We start from the raw sequence: 15,363 nt of genomic DNA, 5'->3' as shown, positions 1-15,363 counted from the left end.
TTTTGGCCAGCAGGAAACCCACCCGGCACCAGCCCGCGCCACCCGTCCCGGAGCCCGCACCCGAATCCCCCGCCCCGGAACCCGCGCCGCCCGCCCCCGATCCCTCCGACACCCTGCGCACGGCCGCCGACCGGCTGGCGGACCTGGCCGGCGAGTGCCCCGAGGACAGCCCCGGGCGCTCGGTGCTGACCTGGATCGCCGACGACGCCCGGGCCGGCGGGCGTGCCCTGTCCGGCGTCGACCTGCTGCACGCCTATCCGCCCGACACCCTGGTGCCGGACGAACCGGCGAGCAAGAGCGGGCTCATCGCCATCGTGTCCACGCTCCGGGACGTGGCGGTCTTCCTGCCCATCGTCCTGACGTGGCTGTCCCTGTGGTTCGCGTTCCGGGACTTCGAGGACGCCCCGAAGGGCACCAACTTCCTGACGCTGTGGTCCTCGGGCCTCGGCGGTACCGCGGTGCTCCTTGTCGTCGTCCTCATCGGCGGGGTGGTCCTCGCGACCCTGTGGCTGCAACGCCTCGAATGGGCCGCCGAGCGCGACGCCTCCCGCGAGCGGCTGCGCGGCCGGGTCGCCGGACAGCTGGCCGTCCTCACCATGGAGCTCGCCAAGCACGCGGTGCTGGAGGCACAGGCCGTGCCCGCGGGCCAACTCGTCGGCATCGCACGGGACATCACCCGCAGCACCGCGGAACTCTCCCGCACGATGTCGGACAGCGCCGACCGGATGGAGAAGATCTTCGAGCCCGGCCCGGAGAGCAGGTTCGTCACCGCGATCGACAAGTGGACCGAGTCGGCGGGCGAGTTGGGCGCGATGGGCCGCTCCCTGACCGTGCCGCACCAGCTGCTGCGCGACTTCGCCCGGATGCGCGAGGACCTGCGCGCCGACGAGACGGCGACCCGGGAAGCCCTCACCCGGCTGCTCGCTGAACTGCGCAAGGCCGCCGGCAGCTCCCAGGAGGCCAACCGGGTGCACGCCACGGTCGCCGACGAGGTCTCGGAGACCACCCGCAAGGTCGGCGTGGCCATGCAGCTCCTCAATGACAACAGCGAGCGGATGTACTCCTACATGGACGCCCTGGAACGGGTGCTCGCCCTGCTCCAGAACGACCGGCCGGGCGGCTACGGCCCGCTGCCGATGTCGAACTCCGACGGCCTGTCCAACGGCTCCCACAACGGCGGACGGGGGAACGGGCACGCCGGCGGCAGCCCGCAGCCCCCGCCCGGGACTCCCCGGCCGGACGGCGGGGCCGGGACACCGCCGCCGCGCCGCCCCGGCGACGACTGGTACGGACAGGACCACGGATGAGGAGACGCCCCACGGGCACCGGCGTCGCCCCGCGCCACCTCGCGGGCTGGCTCTTCGCGGACCTGTTCCTGGTGCTGTTCCTCGTCGTGCTCGGCATGGTCGCCTCCGACGGCACGGACGAGGCGTCCGGCACCGGCAGGACCCCCAAACCGTCCGCCTCGCCCACCGGCGCCTCGCCCTCCCCCTCCCGGACCGCCAAGGGTCCGCTCGGACTGGACCCCAAGCGGCACACCTTCGCCGTCTCCCTGTCCTCGGGGGCGACCGGGCGCGCCTCCGGCAGGGGCACCCTGAACGCGGCCGACCGCAAGAAGGTCGTCGCGGCCCTGGACAAGGAGATCCGCAAGAGCGGCGACGACCGCCGCATCGGCATGGTCATCACGTTCGGAGTGGCCCCGCAGGCCCAGCTGGGAGCGGCGACGGACCTCGCGGAGGACGTGAACCGCATCCTCCAGTCCGAGCGCCCCCAGGCCTTCTGCGGGGGGAACGTCGGCACACGACCGTTCTGGTCCGGGGGTTCGGCGGACCGGGTGGAGATCGAGCTGTACTACATCAACGCGTGCGAGGGGCAGGGGTAGTCGGGAACTCCGGCCGGTCAGCCGAGCCGCGGGATCTCGATGGCCGGGCAGCGGTCCATGACCATCTCCAGACCGGCGGCCCGGGTGCGCTCGTACGCGGCCTCGTCGATCACTCCGAGCTGGTACCAGACGGCCTTGGCGCCCTTCGCGACCGCCTCGTCGGCGACGGCACCGGCGAGGTCGCTGTTGACGAACACGTCCACGACGTCGACGTCGAAGGGGATCGCCTCCAGCGAGGGGTAGCCCTGCTCGCCGTGGACCGTCTCCGCCTTGGGGTGCACGGGCACGATGCGCTTGCCGTACCGCTGGAGCACGTCCGCGACACCGTAGGCCGCGCGCCGCTGGTTCGACGACAGGCCCACGATCGCCCAGGTGTCGCCGCTCTCGGTGAGGATCTTGCGGATCGTTGCTGGGTCGCCGTACACGCTCGGCCTCCTTGAAAGTCCTGCCAGTGCTGATGTGCGCGACAACAGCGGACCGGGCACCGGGATTCCCGTGACCGGAATCCGCGCCACCTGACTGCGCGCGAGACCGACCCCGCCTACGCTCACTGCGTGCTGCACATCATCGACGCCCGAACCGGCGACCCCGTCCCTGCCCGCCGTGGCCCGACCCGCGTCGAGGCCCATGTGCCCGGGTACGACGGCACCGCCCTGCGCGTGCTGCTCGTCGCCGACGTCCTCGCCCGCGCCCTGGAGATCGGGGGTACACCGGTCTGGTCACTGCTCAGCGCCGAACGGGACCGGGCGGAGCTACGGGCGGGCGCCGCGGCGCTCGGCATCCGGCCCTTCGAGGACGGCCGGGACAGCGGCCCGGGAGCGGGCGGGCCGCAGGTCGTCCATGTGGTCGCCGAGGGTGGGGCGACACCCGACGGGGTGCGGCTCGCCGTCGCGCCGGTCACGGGTTCCCCGGCGGACACCGACCCCGGTGTGCTGCGGCTGGCGTTGCTGTCCCACCGCCGTGGCCTGCCCGTACGGCTCGACGCGGCCGCCGTGTCGGAGGCCCACGACACGCTCGTACGCTGGCGTCGGGCCGTCGCCGGATGGGCGCGCAATCCGTCGAAGGCGGTCCCCGAGGACATCCGCGGAGAGCTGCGTACCGCCTGGGAGGACGATCTGGACATCCCCGGGGTGCTGCGCGTCCTGCGCCGGGTCGAGGCCTCCGACCTCCCGGAGGGCGCCCGCTTCGAGACGTACGCCTACGCCGACCGGCTCCTCGGTCTGGAACTGACCCGCGAGCTGGGAACTTTCGCGTGATCGCGCGCGCCGGGGCGGGGCCGCTGCGCCGCCTTGTCGTGCTGCGACACGCCAAGTCCGCCTGGCCCGAGGGCGTCCCCGACCACCGGCGCCCACTGGCCCCGCGCGGCCGCCGGGACGCACCCGCCGCGGGCCGCGCGCTCGTCGAGGCCGACTTCCTGCCCGACCTCGCGCTGTGTTCCACCGCCGTCCGCGCCCGCCAGACCTGGGACCTCGCCTCCGCCCAGTGGGGCACCCCGCCACCCGTCCGGCACGACGAGCGCCTCTACGGCGCCGACGCGGCCGAACTGCTGGACGTCGTGCACGAGGTGCCCGCCGAGGTCGAGACGCTGCTGCTGGTCGGCCACAACCCCGGTCTGGAGGAGCTCGTCCTCGGTCTGGCGGGCGACGGCCTGGACGACACCCTGGAACGCGTCCACGTGAAGTTCCCCACCTCCGCCATCGCGGTACTGACCTGGCGCGGCACCGGCTGGGAGGCCCTCCTCCCCGGCACGGCCCTGCTGACCGCGGTGACGGTGGCAAGGGGCAAGAAGGAGTGACCGAGCCCAAGCGGTACGTCTTCCTCGACCCCGACGGCACCGGAACCGGTCAGGGCTGGATGTTCGTGGTCGTCGCGGCGCCGACCGGCGTGGTCTACCGGACCCAGGGCGGAGGACACGGCTGTGTGCCCTACGAGCAGGAGGGCTATCCGATCCCCGTGTTCGGGCGGGATCTCGACCACGAGCTGAAGCAGATCTTCGTGCGGGAGCTGAAGGGATGGGGTTCGCGCGGCCTGGAATGGCCGCATGAGCTCCTGGCCAGACTCAGGAAGGCGGTCGCCGTCCACCTCTACGGCTCCGCCGACCGCGACGACACCTGGCCCAGCCCCCTCGTCCTGGACGAGTCCCGCCTCGCCGAGGCCGACGAGGCATGGGTCCCGGTCCTCACCCCCGACGGCCCGGGCTTCCTGGCCTGGGAGAACTCTGACCAGCCGACGCGCACCCATGGCCGCGGCCCCCGAGTGCCGCGCGGTCCGCTCGCCTGGTCCTTCCAGCGCCACTGCCGGCAGCGGGCCCTGACATCGCCGTCCGAGCCCGCCGCCGGTGTGCCGGTCATGCGGTGATCGCCCCGTGGCGCGATCTTCACCACATCGCCGCCCGCACCTCCGGGGCGGGCGAGCCGGCACGGTCCGCATAGGGTGGCCGGATGCCGGACGAGTACCGCACAGTCGCCCACGCGGGCGTGCACGAGACCGAGGTCAACCGCTCGCGCTTCCTGTGCGCCCTCGCCCCCGCGGCCACGGAGCGGGAGGCGCAGGACTTCATCGCCTCCGTCCGCAAGGAGCACACCGACGCCACCCACAACTGCTTCGCCTACGTCATCGGCGCCGACGCGGCGATCCAGAAGGCGAGCGACGACGGCGAACCCGGCGGCACCGCGGGCGTCCCCATGCTCCAGATGCTGCTGCGCCGCGACATGCGGTACGCCGTCGCCGTCGTCACCCGCTACTACGGCGGCGTCAAGCTCGGCGCGGGCGGTCTCATCCGCGCGTACGGCGGAGCGGTCGGCGAGGCCCTGGACGTCCTCGGCACGATCACCCGCCGCCGCTTCCGCCTCGCCACGGTCACCGTCGACCACCAGCGCGCCGGCAAGCTCGAGAACGACCTCCGCTCGACCGGCCGCGAGGTACGCGACGTGCGCTACGCCGAGGCGGTCACGATCGAGATCGGACTGCCGGACGCGGACGTCCCGGCCTTCGAGGCCTGGCTCGCCGACGTCACCGCCGGGACGGCCGGGTTCGAACTGGGTGGAGAGGCCTATGGCGATGCCTGAAAGGCCGGTAACCGCCCGTGATGTCAGACCCGGCCGTTAGTCTCGGGGATCATGCGACTGCTGCACACTTCCGACTGGCATCTCGGCCGGGCGTTCCACCGCGTCAACATGCTCGGGGCGCAGGCCGAGTTCATCGGCCATCTCGTCACCACCGTGCGTGAGCGCGGCGTGGACGCCGTGGTCGTGTCGGGAGACGTGTACGACCGGGCGGTGCCGCCGCTCGCCGCGGTCGAGCTGTTCGACGACGCCCTGCACCGGCTGGCCGACCTCGGTGTGCCCACGGTGATGATCTCCGGGAACCACGACTCCGCCCGTCGACTCGGCGTGGGCGCGGGCCTCATCGACCGCGCGGGCATCCATCTGCGCACAGAGCCCGCGGCATGCGGGACACCGGTGGTGCTCGCGGACACCCATGGCGACGTGGCCTTCTACGGGCTGCCGTATCTGGAACCCGCCCTGGTGAAGGACGAGTTCGGGGTGGACAAGGCCGGTCACGAGGCCGTGCTCGCCGCCGCCATGGACCGCGTCCGCGCCGACCTCGCCGCACGCGCGCACGGACAGCGGAAGACGCGGTCCGTCGTCCTCGCCCACGCCTTCGTCACCGGCGGTGAGGCCAGCGACAGCGAGCGGGACATCACGGTCGGCGGAGTGGCCGCCGTACCGTCCGGCGTCTTCGACGGCGTCGACTACGCGGCGCTGGGACATCTGCACGGCTGCCAGACCATCACCGAGCGCGTGCGCTATTCCGGCTCCCCGCTGCCGTACTCCTTCTCCGAGGCCGGCCACCGCAAGAGCATGTGGCTGATCGACCTGGACGCCGAGGGCGCGGTGAGCGCCGAGCGCGTCGACTGCCCGGTGCCCCGCGCGCTGGCCCGCATCCGCGGAACTCTGGAGGACCTGCTCGCCGACCCGGAGCTCTCGCGCCACGAGGAGGCGTGGGTCGAGGCGACCCTCACCGACGCGGTCCGCCCCGCCGACCCCATGGCCCGGCTCACCGAGCGCTTCCCGCACACCCTCAGCCTCGCCTTCGACCCCGAGCGGGCCCCGGACGACCCCGACGTGTCCTACGCCCAGCGGCTCGCGGACCGCAGCGACCAGGAGATCGCCGAGGACTTCGTGGCCCATGTGCGCGGCGCCGGGCCCGACGCACACGAACAGAGTGTGCTGCGGGACGCGTTCGACGCGGTCCGGGCGGACGAGACGGTACGGGAGGTGGCGCGGTGACACCGCGCGCGACGCACACAGGGGAGGGTGCCCGGTGAGGCTGCACTGTCTGGACATCACCGCGTTCGGGCCCTTCGGCGGCTCCCAGACCGTGGACTTCGACGCCCTGTCGACGGCCGGTCTCTTCCTGCTGCACGGACCGACCGGCGCGGGCAAGACCTCCGTCCTCGACGCCGTCTGCTACGCGCTCTACGGCTCCGTCCCGGGCGCCCGCCAGTCCGGCCAGGGCATGACCCTGCGCAGCGACCATGCCGCCGCCACCACCCGCACCGAGGTCCGCCTCGAACTGACCGTCGCCGGACGCAGGTTGGAGATCACCCGGCAGCCGCCGTGGGAGCGCCCCAAGAAGCGCGGTTCGGGCAGCACCCTGGACAAGGCCCAGAGCTGGCTGCGCGAGTACGACGCCCAGGCCCGCACCTGGAAGGACCTCAGCCGCTCCCACCAGGAGATCGGCGAGGAGATCACCCAGCTGCTCGGCATGAGCCGCGAGCAGTTCTGCCAGGTCGTGCTGTTGCCCCAGGGCGACTTCGCCCGCTTCCTGCGCGCCGACGCCGAGGCGCGCGGCCGGCTGCTGGGTCGGCTCTTCGACACCCACCGCTTCGCCGAGGTCGAGAAGCGCCTCGCCGAACGCCGCCGCGCCACCGAGACCCAGGTGCGCGACGGCGACACCGAACTCCTCGCCGACGCCCACCGCATGCAGCAGGCGGCCGGTGACGCCATGCGCCTCCCCGACGCGGCACCGGGCGAACCGGGCCTCGCCGACGCCGTCATGAGCGCCGCCGCGATCGCCCGCAGCACCGCCCGTGAACAGCTGACCATCGCCCACAGCCGCCTCGCGGCCGCCGAGTCCGCCCAGGCCGCCGCCGAACGCACACTGGCGGACGTACGTGAACTGGCGCGGCTGCAACAGCGGTTCGCCCAGGCGCGGGACCGGGCCGCCCTGATGGCGGAGCGCTCCGACGGCTACCGGCAGGCGCAGGCCCGTATGGAGCGGGCCCGCAAGGCGGAGGCCGTGGCGCCCGCGCTGGAGCTGCGGGAGGCCGCCGACGCCGAGCACGCCGGAGCGGACGTCGCACAGGCACGCGCGCGTGCCCTGCTGCCGGAGACCTTCGCGGGCGCCGGCGCGGCCGGGCTCGCGGCCGCCGCCCGCCGGGCCGCGGAGGAGCTGGGCGGTCTGGAGTCGGCGCGGCGCGGCGAGCAGCGGCTGACGGAACTCGTCGCCGAGCGGGCGGGGCTGGACCGTCAGGAGCGTGCGGACGAGGACGTTCTCCAGGAGGCGGAGACGTGGCTCGCCGGGTGGGAGACGATCCGCGCCGGGCTCCAGTCCCGGATCGACTCCGCGCAGGAGGCCGCGACGCGGGCCGAGCAGCTCGGTGCGCAGCGCGAGCCCGCGCAGAAGCGGCTCAACGCCGCACGGATGCGGGACCAGTTGGCCGGCGACACGGACACCATCGCCGATCGCGTCCGCCTCGCCCAGGAGGAGGCACTGGCGGCCAAGGCGCACTGGCTCGACGTCAAGGAACAGCGCCTGAACGGCATCGCCGCCGAGCTCGCCGCGCAGCTCGCGGACGGTGAGCCCTGTGCCGTCTGCGGTTCGGCCGACCACCCGGCCCCGGCCCGCAAGGACGCCGGGCACGTCGACCGGGAGGCCGAGGAGCGCGCGCTGGCCGCCTACCAGCAGGCGGACGAACGGCTCGTCGAGCAGGAACGGCGCCTGGGCACCGTACGCGAGGCGCTGGCCGCCGCCACGGCGGAGGCGGGAGACACGCCCACCGAACAACTCGCCTCGACGTTCGAGGAGTTGGAGCGGCTGTACGCCCAGGCTCACCGGGACGCCTCGGACCTGCACCCCGCGCGCGAGGAGCTGCGCCGTGCCGAGGCCGAGCACGAGCAGCGGACCACCGCACGGCAGCAGGCCGAGGTCCGGGCGGCCTCGCGAGTGGGGCACCGGGAGCGGCTGGACCAGGAACGGGCCCTGCTGGAAGCGGAGTTGACCCAGGCGCGCGGCCCCGCCGACAGTGTGGCCGCGCGGGCCGCGCAGCTGGAGCGGCAGACCGCCCTGCTCACCGACGCCGCCGACGCCGCCCGCGCCGCCGAGGACACCGCACAGCGGCTCAAGGACGCCGACGCCCGGCTCGCCGACGCCGCCTTCCGGGCCGGCTTCGACACACCGCAAGCGGCGGCGGAAGCCCTTCTCGACGACGATGCCCACCGCGAACTTCAACGGCGGCTCGACGCCTGGCAGTCCGAGGAGGCCGCCGTGCGGGCCGTCCTCGCCGAACCCGAGACCGCGGATGCCGCCCGGCAACCGCCCGCCGACCTCGCGTCGGCAGAGCGGGGAGCCGCCCTCGCGGCCCAGCGGGTGCGCGACGCCGCCTCCGCGCGCGACGCCGCGGCCCGGCGCTGCGCCGACCTGGACCGGCTCTCCACACGCGCGGCCGGCTCCGTCCGACGGCTCGCCCCGCTGCGCGAGGAGTACGACCGCGTCGCCCGCCTCGCCTCCCTCGCCGCGGGCACCTCGGCGGACAACGAGCGCAAGATGCGGCTGGAGTCGTACGTCCTGGCGGCCCGCCTGGAGCAGGTCGCCGCCGCCGCGACCGTGCGGCTGCTGCGGATGTCCTCCGGTCGCTACACCCTCGTCCACTCCGACGACCGGGCCGGGCGCGGCCGCAGCGGGCTCGGGCTGCATGTCGTCGACGCCTGGACCGGCCGTGAGCGGGACACCGCCACGCTCTCCGGCGGCGAGACGTTCTTCGCCTCGCTCGCCCTCGCCCTCGGGCTCGCGGACGTCGTCACCGACGAGGCGGGCGGGGTGCGCCTGGACACCCTCTTCATCGACGAGGGGTTCGGCAGCCTCGACGACCAGACCCTCGACGAGGTCCTCGACGTCCTCGACTCCCTGCGCGAACGCGACCGCAGCGTCGGCATCGTGAGCCATGTCGCGGATCTGCGGCGCCGCATCCACGCACAGCTGGAGGTCGTGAAGGGGCGGGCCGGGTCGGCGCTGCGGCAGCGCGGCGCGCAGTGAGTCAGCGGCCGAGCGGGCGGCGGGGGAGCGGCGAGGAGTAGACGACGCTCGTGGTGACCGAGCCCAGCGAGCCGATCTTGCCCGAGACCTCCTCCAGGTGCCGCATCGAACGGGCGGCGACCTTGATGACGAAGCAGTCGTCGCCCGTGACGTGGTGCGCCTCCAGGATCTCCGGCGTCACCTCGACGAGGTCGTGGAACGGCTTGTAGTTGCCGTTCGGGTACCGCAGCCGCACGAACGCCAGGATGGGCAGCCCCAGCCGGTCCGGGTCGACCACCGCGGAGTACCCCTGGATCACCCCCGCCTCCTCCAGCCGGCGCACCCGCTCGGTCACCGCGCTCGGGGACATGGAGACGGCACGGGCGAGTTCGGCGAAGCTGGCCCGGCCCTCCCGCTGGAGGACCTCGAGAATGCGCCAGTCGGTGGCGTCCGGGGAAAACGCGGTCATGCCCGAGAGATAGCAGGGGAATCACCGGCTGATCAAGCCGAAGGCCGGGGATCGACACTTCTGGATCATGATCACCGGCCGTAAATTTCTGGTCGTGGAGAGTCGTGGACACACGCCACGAGAACCGTCAGGGAAAGGCCAGAGCATGAGCACCAGCGCCGCCGTCGTCAACCCCGTCCTGCGGGTCGCCCCCGCGGCTCCGGCCGAGGCCGCCGCCTACTTCCGTGCGAGCCTCGTCTTCCATGCCGACGTGTCCGACGTCGCCGCCGCCCTCGCCGCCGACGGCGACCCCGGTTTCGTCGTCCTCGACTCCCGTTCGACCGAGGCCTGGGACCAGGGCCACATCCCGGGCGCCGTCCACTTGCCGACCGCGCTCGTCCCGGAGCAGGCCGAGCAGCTCCTCGACAAGAACGTGCCGGTCGTGACGTACTGCTGGGGCCCGGGCTGCAACGGCGCCACGCGCTCGGCCCTCGCCCTCGCCGAACTCGGCTACCAGGTCAAGGAGATGCTCGGCGGCTTCGAGTACTGGGCGCGCGAGGGTTTCGCGTTCGAGACCTGGGAGGGCGCGGAGCGCCGGGACGCCGACCCGCTGACGGCGCCGGTGGGCGCGGAGAACTGCGGGTGCTGAGCCTGGCGCTGCGCCGCAGGGTCATGCTGGTGCGCCTGGCGTTACGCCGTGGGTCCGTGCTGCTGAACCGGACGCTCCGCGAACGGGCGCGGTAGCTGAATCCGATGTTCCGCTTTTTTGGCATCCCCCGACACGAGCTGTCATGCACGCGGTAGATTCCGCGTCATGGTGCGATACGCGGAGCCGGGCGCGGCGGAGTGGGTCGAGTCGGGCGGCGGGCCGCTGATAGCGGTGCCGGAGACGGTGCTTCCGTTCTGGGCGGGCGCCGACGGCGACGAACTGGCCTCGGACTACGACCGGGCCTGCGAGGTGGACGGATACGTCGGGCTGCTGCCCGTCGGGGACAGCGCCGCGCTCGTGCTCGGCGACGAGCCCGCCTCCACCACGTATCTGCCGGACCACGGCATCTTCGTACGGTGGTCCGCGGGGGAGTCCGAGGAGCGGCTGCTGGCCGAGGTGCCGGCGGCGCTCGACATCGCGGTGTGGGGACCCGAGGTCGCCTGGAACGTGCCGGGACCGGTGCTGCTGTTCGACGCCGCGTGGCCCGGGAGCGACTCGCTGCGCACCGATCATGTGTGGATCGCGCTGGACCCCGGCCGTTACGCGGTACGTGCGGCGCATGTCCGGCCCGGTCCGGAGACGTGGCTGGGACTCGTACAACTGAGGCCGCTGGCGCACGAATAATCACGTGCGCCACACAAGCGCCCTGACCATCATGGTCGTCCATGCCCCGACTCCCGCACCCCGCACCGGAATCGCTCCGCCGTGACCCGCTGCCCCTGCGCGGTCGCACCGCCCTGGTCACCGGCGCCAGCAGACGCGGCGGCATCGGGCACGCGGTGGCCCGCCGGCTGGCCGCGTACGGGGCGAGCGTCTATCTGCACCACCATGTGCCGCACGACGCCTCCCAGCCGTGGGGCGCCGACCGACCCGAGGACGTGCTCGCCTCCGTGCGCGCGGCACAAGGCGATCCGCAGGCCCGGACAGCGGCAGGCCCCGGTGACCTGTCCGACCCGGCCGCCCCCGCCCAACTGATCGACACCGCCGTCTCCGCGCTCGGCGGCCGCCTCGACATCCTGGTCGCCAACCACGCCCTCAGCGGCAGTGACGGCACCCTCGACGAGATCGACGCGACCATGCTCGACGCGCACTGGGCGGTCGACACCCGCTCGGTCCTGCTGCTCGTGCAGGCCTACGCCCGCCGCCACTCGGACACCCCGGGCGGCCGGATCGTGATGATGACCTCCGGCCAGGACATCGGCGGCGGCATGCCGGGCGAGATCGCCTACGCCCTCCAGAAGGGCGCCCTGGCCTCCGTCACCCGCTCGCTCTCGACCGCGCTCGCCGAGCAGGCGATCACGGTGAACACCGTCAACCCCGGCCCCGTGGACACGGATTACCTCACCGGCGAGGCGTACGAGGCCGTCGCGGCCCGCTTCCCCGCCGGCCGCTGGGGCATGCCGGACGACCCCGCCCGCCTCATCGCCTGGCTGGCGACGGACGAGGCGGGCTGGGTCACCGGCCAGGTGATCGACTCGGAGGGCGGATTCCGGCGCTGACTCCGAGCGCGCTCCAGGGCTGACTCAGAGCGCGGAGAGCTCGTCCACCAGGTCGTCGAGACCGAGGGAGCCCTGCGAGAGCGCCGCCATGTGCCACGCCTTGAGGTCGAAGGCGTCGCCGTGGCGGCGCCGCGCGTTCTCCCGGCCCAGCAGCCAGGCCCGCTCGCCCAGCTTGTAGCCGATCGCCTGGCCCGGGATCGTCAGATAGCGGGTCAGCTCGCTCTCCACGAAGTCCGCCGGACGGCTGCTGTGCGACCCGAAGAACTCCTGCGCCAGATCCGGCGTCCACCGCTCGCCCGGGTGGAACGGCGAGTCGGCCGGGATCTCCAGCTCCAGATGCATGCCGATGTCCACGATGACCCGCGCGGCCCGCATCATCTGCGCGTCGAGATAGCCGAGCCGCTGCTCCGCGTCCGTGAGGAACCCGAGCTCGTCCATCAGCCGCTCCGCGTACAGCGCCCAGCCCTCGGCGTTGGCACTGACGATGCCGACCGTGGCCTGGTAACGGGAGAGGCTGTCGGCGACGTGCGCCCACTGCGCGAGCTGGAGGTGATGACCCGGGACACCCTCGTGGTACCAGGTGGAGACCAGGTCGTACGCCGGGAAGCGGGTCTGCCCCATCGTCGGCAGCCAGGTGCGGCCCGGGCGGGAGAAGTCCTCCGACGGAGGCGTGTAGTACGGGGCCGCCGCACCGCCGGGCGGCGCGATGCAGGACTCCACCTTCCGTACCCGCTCGGCCAGTTCGAAGTGCGTGCCGTCCAGCGACTCGATCGCCTGGGTCATCAGGGCCTGGAGCCAGTCCCGGACCTCGTCGACGCCCTCGATGTGCTTGCCGTGTTCGTCGAGGTGCGCGAGCGCCACCCACGGCGTCTCGGCGCCGGGGAGGATCTTCTCGGCCTCCTTCTTCATCTCGGCGAGCAGGCGGTGGTACTCGGACCAGCCGTACGCGTACGCCTCGTCCAGGTCGAGGTCCGTGCCGTTGAAGTAACGCGACCAGTGGGCGTAGCGCTCACGGCCCACCGTGTCCGGCGCGCCCTCGATCGCCGGCACGTACACGTCCCGCATCCAGTCCCGCAGCTCGGCCACGGAGGCGGTCGCGGCGCGGGCGGCCTCGTCGAGATCGGCGCGCAGGGCCTCGGGACCGTCCGCCGCGAAGTCCTCGAACCAACCGCGGCCCGCACCCGTGTCCGCCCACTCGGTGAGCTGCTCGACGAAGGTGGCCGTGGGGCGCGGGGACGCGTACAGCTTGCGTTCCAGACCGAGTTCGAGGGACTCGCGGTACCCCGCGTACGCGGCCGGTACGGCCCGCAGCCGCTCGGCGATCGCCGCCCACTCCTCCTCGGTCCCGGTCGGCGTCACGGTGAACACCTCGCGCACCGAGTGCGCAGCCGTCGCCATGTTGCCGACCGAGCGCAGCCCCTCGTCCGCCTCGTGCACGGCGAGCTCCGCGGTGAGCCGCTCGCGCAGCAGCCGGGCGCAGCGGCGCTCGCTGTCACTGTCCGCGCCGGGCTGCCGCTCGGCCTCGTCCAGCCTGGCGAGCGTGGCCCGCTGCAACCGCGCGAGCGCCTCCTGGCCCGCCGGTGATGTGTCGGGCAGCCTGCTCGAACTCTCCTTCACGCCGAGGTACGTACCGGTGATCGGATCGAGGGCGATGAGGTCGTCGACATAGGCGTCGGCGACCTCACGGGGCAGCGGGCTCTTGGTCTCTGACATGCGGTCCATCCTCATACGAAGGACCGCGCACGTCACGCGGATTGAGCCGAGGGCGTAGGCGGCAGCAGCGGTCCGCAGTCCCACTGCTGGAAGATCAGACGCGTCTCCACCCGGGCCACTTCACGATGGGCGGTGAACTCGTCCAGGACCAGCCGCTGCAGGTCCGTCATGTCCGCGACCGCGACATGGACCAGATAGTCGTCCGGGCCGGTCAGATGGAAGACGGTCCGCGACTCCGGAAGCGCCCGGATGCGCTCCACGAACGGCCCCACCAACTCCCGCCGATGCGGCCTGACCTGCACGGACAGCAGTGCTTCGAGGCCGCGCCCCAGCTTCGTCGGATCCAGCCGCAGCTGATGGCCGAGGATCACGCCCGCGCGCCGCAGCCGGGTCACCCGGTCCAGACAGGTCGACGCCGCGACCCCCACCTGGGCGGCGAGGTCGCGATAGGTGGTCCGGGCGTCGTTCTGCAGCAGCCGCAGAAGATGAAGGTCCACCGGATCCAGTACGACAGATTCGGCCATTGGCCGAACGTAACACGGCGTTCGGATCACTTACCCCGGTCGGTGTTCACTCTTGCCCGCATGGAGACGACGCCTGCGCCCATGAGAGCCCTGGCCACCGAAGCCGTTCACGCCGGCCGCGACGACCTCGCCCGGCAGGGACTGCACGCCCCGCCCATCGACCTGTCGACCACCTACCCCTCGTACGACAGCCGAGGCGAGGCCGCCCGCATCGACGCCTTCGCCACCACCGGCGCCGACCCGGAGGGCCCGCCCGTCTACGGCCGGCTGGGCAATCCGACCGTCGCCCGCTTCGAGACGGCCCTGGCCCGGCTGGAGGGCACCGAGTCCGCCGTGGCGTTCGCCAGCGGCATGGCCGCGCTGAGCGCGGTGCTTCTCGTACGGTCCTCCCTCGGCCTGCGCCATGTCGTCGCCGTCCGCCCCCTGTACGGCTGCAGCGACCACCTGCTCACCGCCGGACTCCTCGGCTCCGAGGTGACCTGGACCGACCCGGCGGGCATCGCGGACGCGCTGCGCCCCGACACCGGCCTGGTCATGGTGGAGTCCCCGGCGAACCCGACCCTGGCCGAGGTGGACCTGCGGGCGGTGGCCCATGCCTGTGGCTCCGTCCCGCTGCTCGCGGACAACACCTTCGCCACGCCCGTGCTCCAGCGCCCTGTGGAGCAGGGCGCACGGCTGGTGCTGCACAGCGCCACCAAGTACCTCGGCGGGCACGGTGACGTGATGGCGGGGGTGGTGGCCTGCGACGAGGAGTTCGCCGGACGGCTGCGGCAGGTCCGTTTCGCCACGGGCGGCGTGCTGCACCCGCTGGCCGGATATCTGTTGCTGCGCGGCCTGTCCACCCTGCCGGTCCGCGTCCGCGCCGCCTCCGCCAACGCCGCCGAACTGGCCCGCCGCCTCGCCGCCGACCCGCGGGTCGCCCGGGTCCACTACCCGCGCATCGGCGGCGCGATGATCGCCTTCGAGGTCCACGGCGACCCGCACGAGGTGATCGCGGGCGTCCGCCTGATCACCCCGGCGGTGAGCCTGGGCAGCGTGGACACCCTGATCCAGCACCCGGCGTCCATCAGCCACCGCATCGTGAACGAGGGCGACCGACGCAACGCCGGGGTGAGCGACAGCCTGCTGCGCATGTCGGTGGGCCTGGAGGACGTAGAGGATCTCTGGACAGATCTGAACAACGCCCTCGCCGTGACGCCCCCCAGGGGCGCGGGGCTGCATCTGAATGCGGCTCCGCCGCGGGGCGCGACCAGCCACCACGTACCCGCAGTCGCCAGCGCCCCCTGATC

At 73.1% G+C, this 15,363-nt stretch carries 16 protein-coding genes; 12 read left to right on the top strand and 4 right to left on the bottom strand.

The features are described from left to right. Window positions 1–2 precede the first annotated feature (2 nt). Both OG381_RS09630 and OG381_RS09625 read left to right on the top strand, forming a co-directional pair. Entirely contained in the window at window positions 3–1,307 is a 1,305-nt protein-coding gene (locus tag OG381_RS09630) for a hypothetical protein (RefSeq protein WP_327715707.1), read from the top strand. Continuing rightward, window positions 1,304–1,882 (top strand): hypothetical protein, encoded by a 579-nt coding sequence (locus tag OG381_RS09625; RefSeq protein ID WP_327715706.1) that lies wholly within the window; start codon window positions 1,304–1,306, stop codon window positions 1,880–1,882. The genes OG381_RS09630 and OG381_RS09625 overlap by 4 nt, the downstream gene beginning before the upstream one ends. Before the next feature lie 17 nt (window positions 1,883–1,899). Here the strand turns inward: OG381_RS09625 and OG381_RS09620 are convergent, their stop codons facing one another. Beyond that, window positions 1,900–2,307 (bottom strand): CoA-binding protein, encoded by a 408-nt coding sequence (locus OG381_RS09620; RefSeq protein WP_327715705.1) that lies wholly within the window; start codon window positions 2,305–2,307, stop codon window positions 1,900–1,902. Window positions 2,308–2,397: 90 nt separating this feature from the next. Between OG381_RS09620 and OG381_RS09615 the strand changes: the two genes are divergently transcribed. From OG381_RS09615 to OG381_RS09590, 6 genes are all read left to right on the top strand, one after another. Beyond that, complete coding sequence (locus OG381_RS09615) at window positions 2,398–3,138, top strand: hypothetical protein (protein ID WP_443062030.1); 741 nt, start codon at window positions 2,398–2,400, stop codon at window positions 3,136–3,138. Continuing rightward, window positions 3,135–3,677: a SixA phosphatase family protein gene (locus OG381_RS09610; RefSeq protein ID WP_327715703.1), complete on the top strand. Its 543-nt coding sequence runs from the start codon at window positions 3,135–3,137 to the stop codon at window positions 3,675–3,677. Before OG381_RS09615 ends, OG381_RS09610 begins: the two co-directional genes overlap by 4 nt. Further along, window positions 3,674–4,240, top strand: coding sequence for a DUF6210 family protein (locus OG381_RS09605; protein WP_327715702.1), 567 nt, complete (start codon window positions 3,674–3,676; stop codon window positions 4,238–4,240). The genes OG381_RS09610 and OG381_RS09605 overlap by 4 nt, the downstream gene beginning before the upstream one ends. Window positions 4,241–4,323: 83 nt before the next feature. Then, window positions 4,324–4,950 carry a YigZ family protein gene (locus OG381_RS09600; protein WP_327715701.1) on the top strand — a complete coding sequence of 209 codons (627 nt, stop codon included), beginning with the start codon at window positions 4,324–4,326 and terminating at the stop codon, window positions 4,948–4,950. 51 nt (window positions 4,951–5,001) lie between these two features. Beyond that, window positions 5,002–6,174 carry an exonuclease SbcCD subunit D gene (locus tag OG381_RS09595; RefSeq protein ID WP_327715700.1) on the top strand — a complete coding sequence of 391 codons (1,173 nt, stop codon included), beginning with the start codon at window positions 5,002–5,004 and terminating at the stop codon, window positions 6,172–6,174. A gap of 34 nt (window positions 6,175–6,208) precedes the next feature. Beyond that, on the top strand, window positions 6,209–9,202 hold the full coding sequence (locus OG381_RS09590) for an SMC family ATPase (protein ID WP_327715699.1): 2,994 nt from the start codon (window positions 6,209–6,211) through the stop codon (window positions 9,200–9,202). Between the two features lies 1 nt (window position 9,203). Here OG381_RS09590 and OG381_RS09585 read toward each other — a convergent pair whose 3' ends face one another. Beyond that, the gene (locus OG381_RS09585) at window positions 9,204–9,650 is read right to left on the bottom strand and encodes an Lrp/AsnC family transcriptional regulator (RefSeq protein ID WP_266895434.1); all 447 of its coding nucleotides are present in this window, start codon (window positions 9,648–9,650) and stop codon (window positions 9,204–9,206) included. 145 nt (window positions 9,651–9,795) lie between these two features. Here OG381_RS09585 and OG381_RS09580 point away from each other — a divergent pair, with 145 nt between their 5' ends. From OG381_RS09580 to OG381_RS09570, 3 genes are all read left to right on the top strand, one after another. After that, window positions 9,796–10,278: a rhodanese-like domain-containing protein gene (locus tag OG381_RS09580; protein ID WP_327715698.1), complete on the top strand. Its 483-nt coding sequence runs from the start codon at window positions 9,796–9,798 to the stop codon at window positions 10,276–10,278. 165 nt (window positions 10,279–10,443) lie between these two features. Next, window positions 10,444–10,962, top strand: coding sequence for an immunity 21 family protein (locus tag OG381_RS09575; protein ID WP_327715697.1), 519 nt, complete (start codon window positions 10,444–10,446; stop codon window positions 10,960–10,962). A gap of 41 nt (window positions 10,963–11,003) precedes the next feature. Beyond that, window positions 11,004–11,837 (top strand): SDR family oxidoreductase, encoded by an 834-nt coding sequence (locus tag OG381_RS09570; RefSeq protein ID WP_327715696.1) that lies wholly within the window; start codon window positions 11,004–11,006, stop codon window positions 11,835–11,837. Between the two features lie 24 nt (window positions 11,838–11,861). Here the strand turns inward: OG381_RS09570 and OG381_RS09565 are convergent, their stop codons facing one another. Both OG381_RS09565 and OG381_RS09560 read right to left on the bottom strand, forming a co-directional pair. Then, window positions 11,862–13,550, bottom strand: coding sequence for a DUF885 domain-containing protein (locus tag OG381_RS09565; protein ID WP_327715695.1), 1,689 nt, complete (start codon window positions 13,548–13,550; stop codon window positions 11,862–11,864). A 32-nt stretch (window positions 13,551–13,582) separates the two neighbouring features. Continuing rightward, window positions 13,583–14,074, bottom strand: coding sequence for an Lrp/AsnC family transcriptional regulator (locus OG381_RS09560; RefSeq protein WP_307033663.1), 492 nt, complete (start codon window positions 14,072–14,074; stop codon window positions 13,583–13,585). Window positions 14,075–14,134: 60 nt separating this feature from the next. Here OG381_RS09560 and OG381_RS09555 point away from each other — a divergent pair, with 60 nt between their 5' ends. After that, a complete protein-coding gene (locus OG381_RS09555; protein ID WP_327715694.1) occupies window positions 14,135–15,361 on the top strand; it encodes a trans-sulfuration enzyme family protein in 1,227 nt (408 codons plus the stop codon). The last annotated feature ends 2 nt before the right edge of the window (window positions 15,362–15,363 follow it).

Origin of the sequence: Streptomyces sp. NBC_00490 (genome assembly GCF_036013645.1) — a bacterium.
GTDB lineage: Bacteria > Actinomycetota > Actinomycetes > Streptomycetales > Streptomycetaceae > Streptomyces > Streptomyces canus_F.
The sequence above is the reverse complement of the archived record's forward strand: the minus strand, read 5'-3'. Positions and strand labels throughout refer to the sequence as shown.

Bases quoted from the DNA above. Each gene is read 5' to 3' on its own strand.
- OG381_RS09625 (WP_327715706.1), top strand. From the start codon at position 1,304: ATGAGGAGACGCCCCACGGGCACCGGCGTCGCCCCGCGCCACCTCGCG.
- OG381_RS09600 (WP_327715701.1), top strand. From the start codon at position 4,324: ATGCCGGACGAGTACCGCACAGTCGCCCACGCGGGCGTGCACGAGACC.
- OG381_RS09595 (WP_327715700.1), top strand. From the start codon at position 5,002: ATGCGACTGCTGCACACTTCCGACTGGCATCTCGGCCGGGCGTTCCAC.
- OG381_RS09585 (WP_266895434.1), bottom strand. From the start codon at position 9,650: ATGACCGCGTTTTCCCCGGACGCCACCGACTGGCGCATTCTCGAGGTC.
- OG381_RS09580 (WP_327715698.1), top strand. From the start codon at position 9,796: ATGAGCACCAGCGCCGCCGTCGTCAACCCCGTCCTGCGGGTCGCCCCC.
- OG381_RS09575 (WP_327715697.1), top strand. From the start codon at position 10,444: ATGGTGCGATACGCGGAGCCGGGCGCGGCGGAGTGGGTCGAGTCGGGC.
- OG381_RS09570 (WP_327715696.1), top strand. From the start codon at position 11,004: ATGCCCCGACTCCCGCACCCCGCACCGGAATCGCTCCGCCGTGACCCG.
- OG381_RS09565 (WP_327715695.1), bottom strand. From the start codon at position 13,550: ATGTCAGAGACCAAGAGCCCGCTGCCCCGTGAGGTCGCCGACGCCTAT.
- OG381_RS09560 (WP_307033663.1), bottom strand. From the start codon at position 14,074: ATGGCCGAATCTGTCGTACTGGATCCGGTGGACCTTCATCTTCTGCGG.
- OG381_RS09555 (WP_327715694.1), top strand. From the start codon at position 14,135: ATGGAGACGACGCCTGCGCCCATGAGAGCCCTGGCCACCGAAGCCGTT.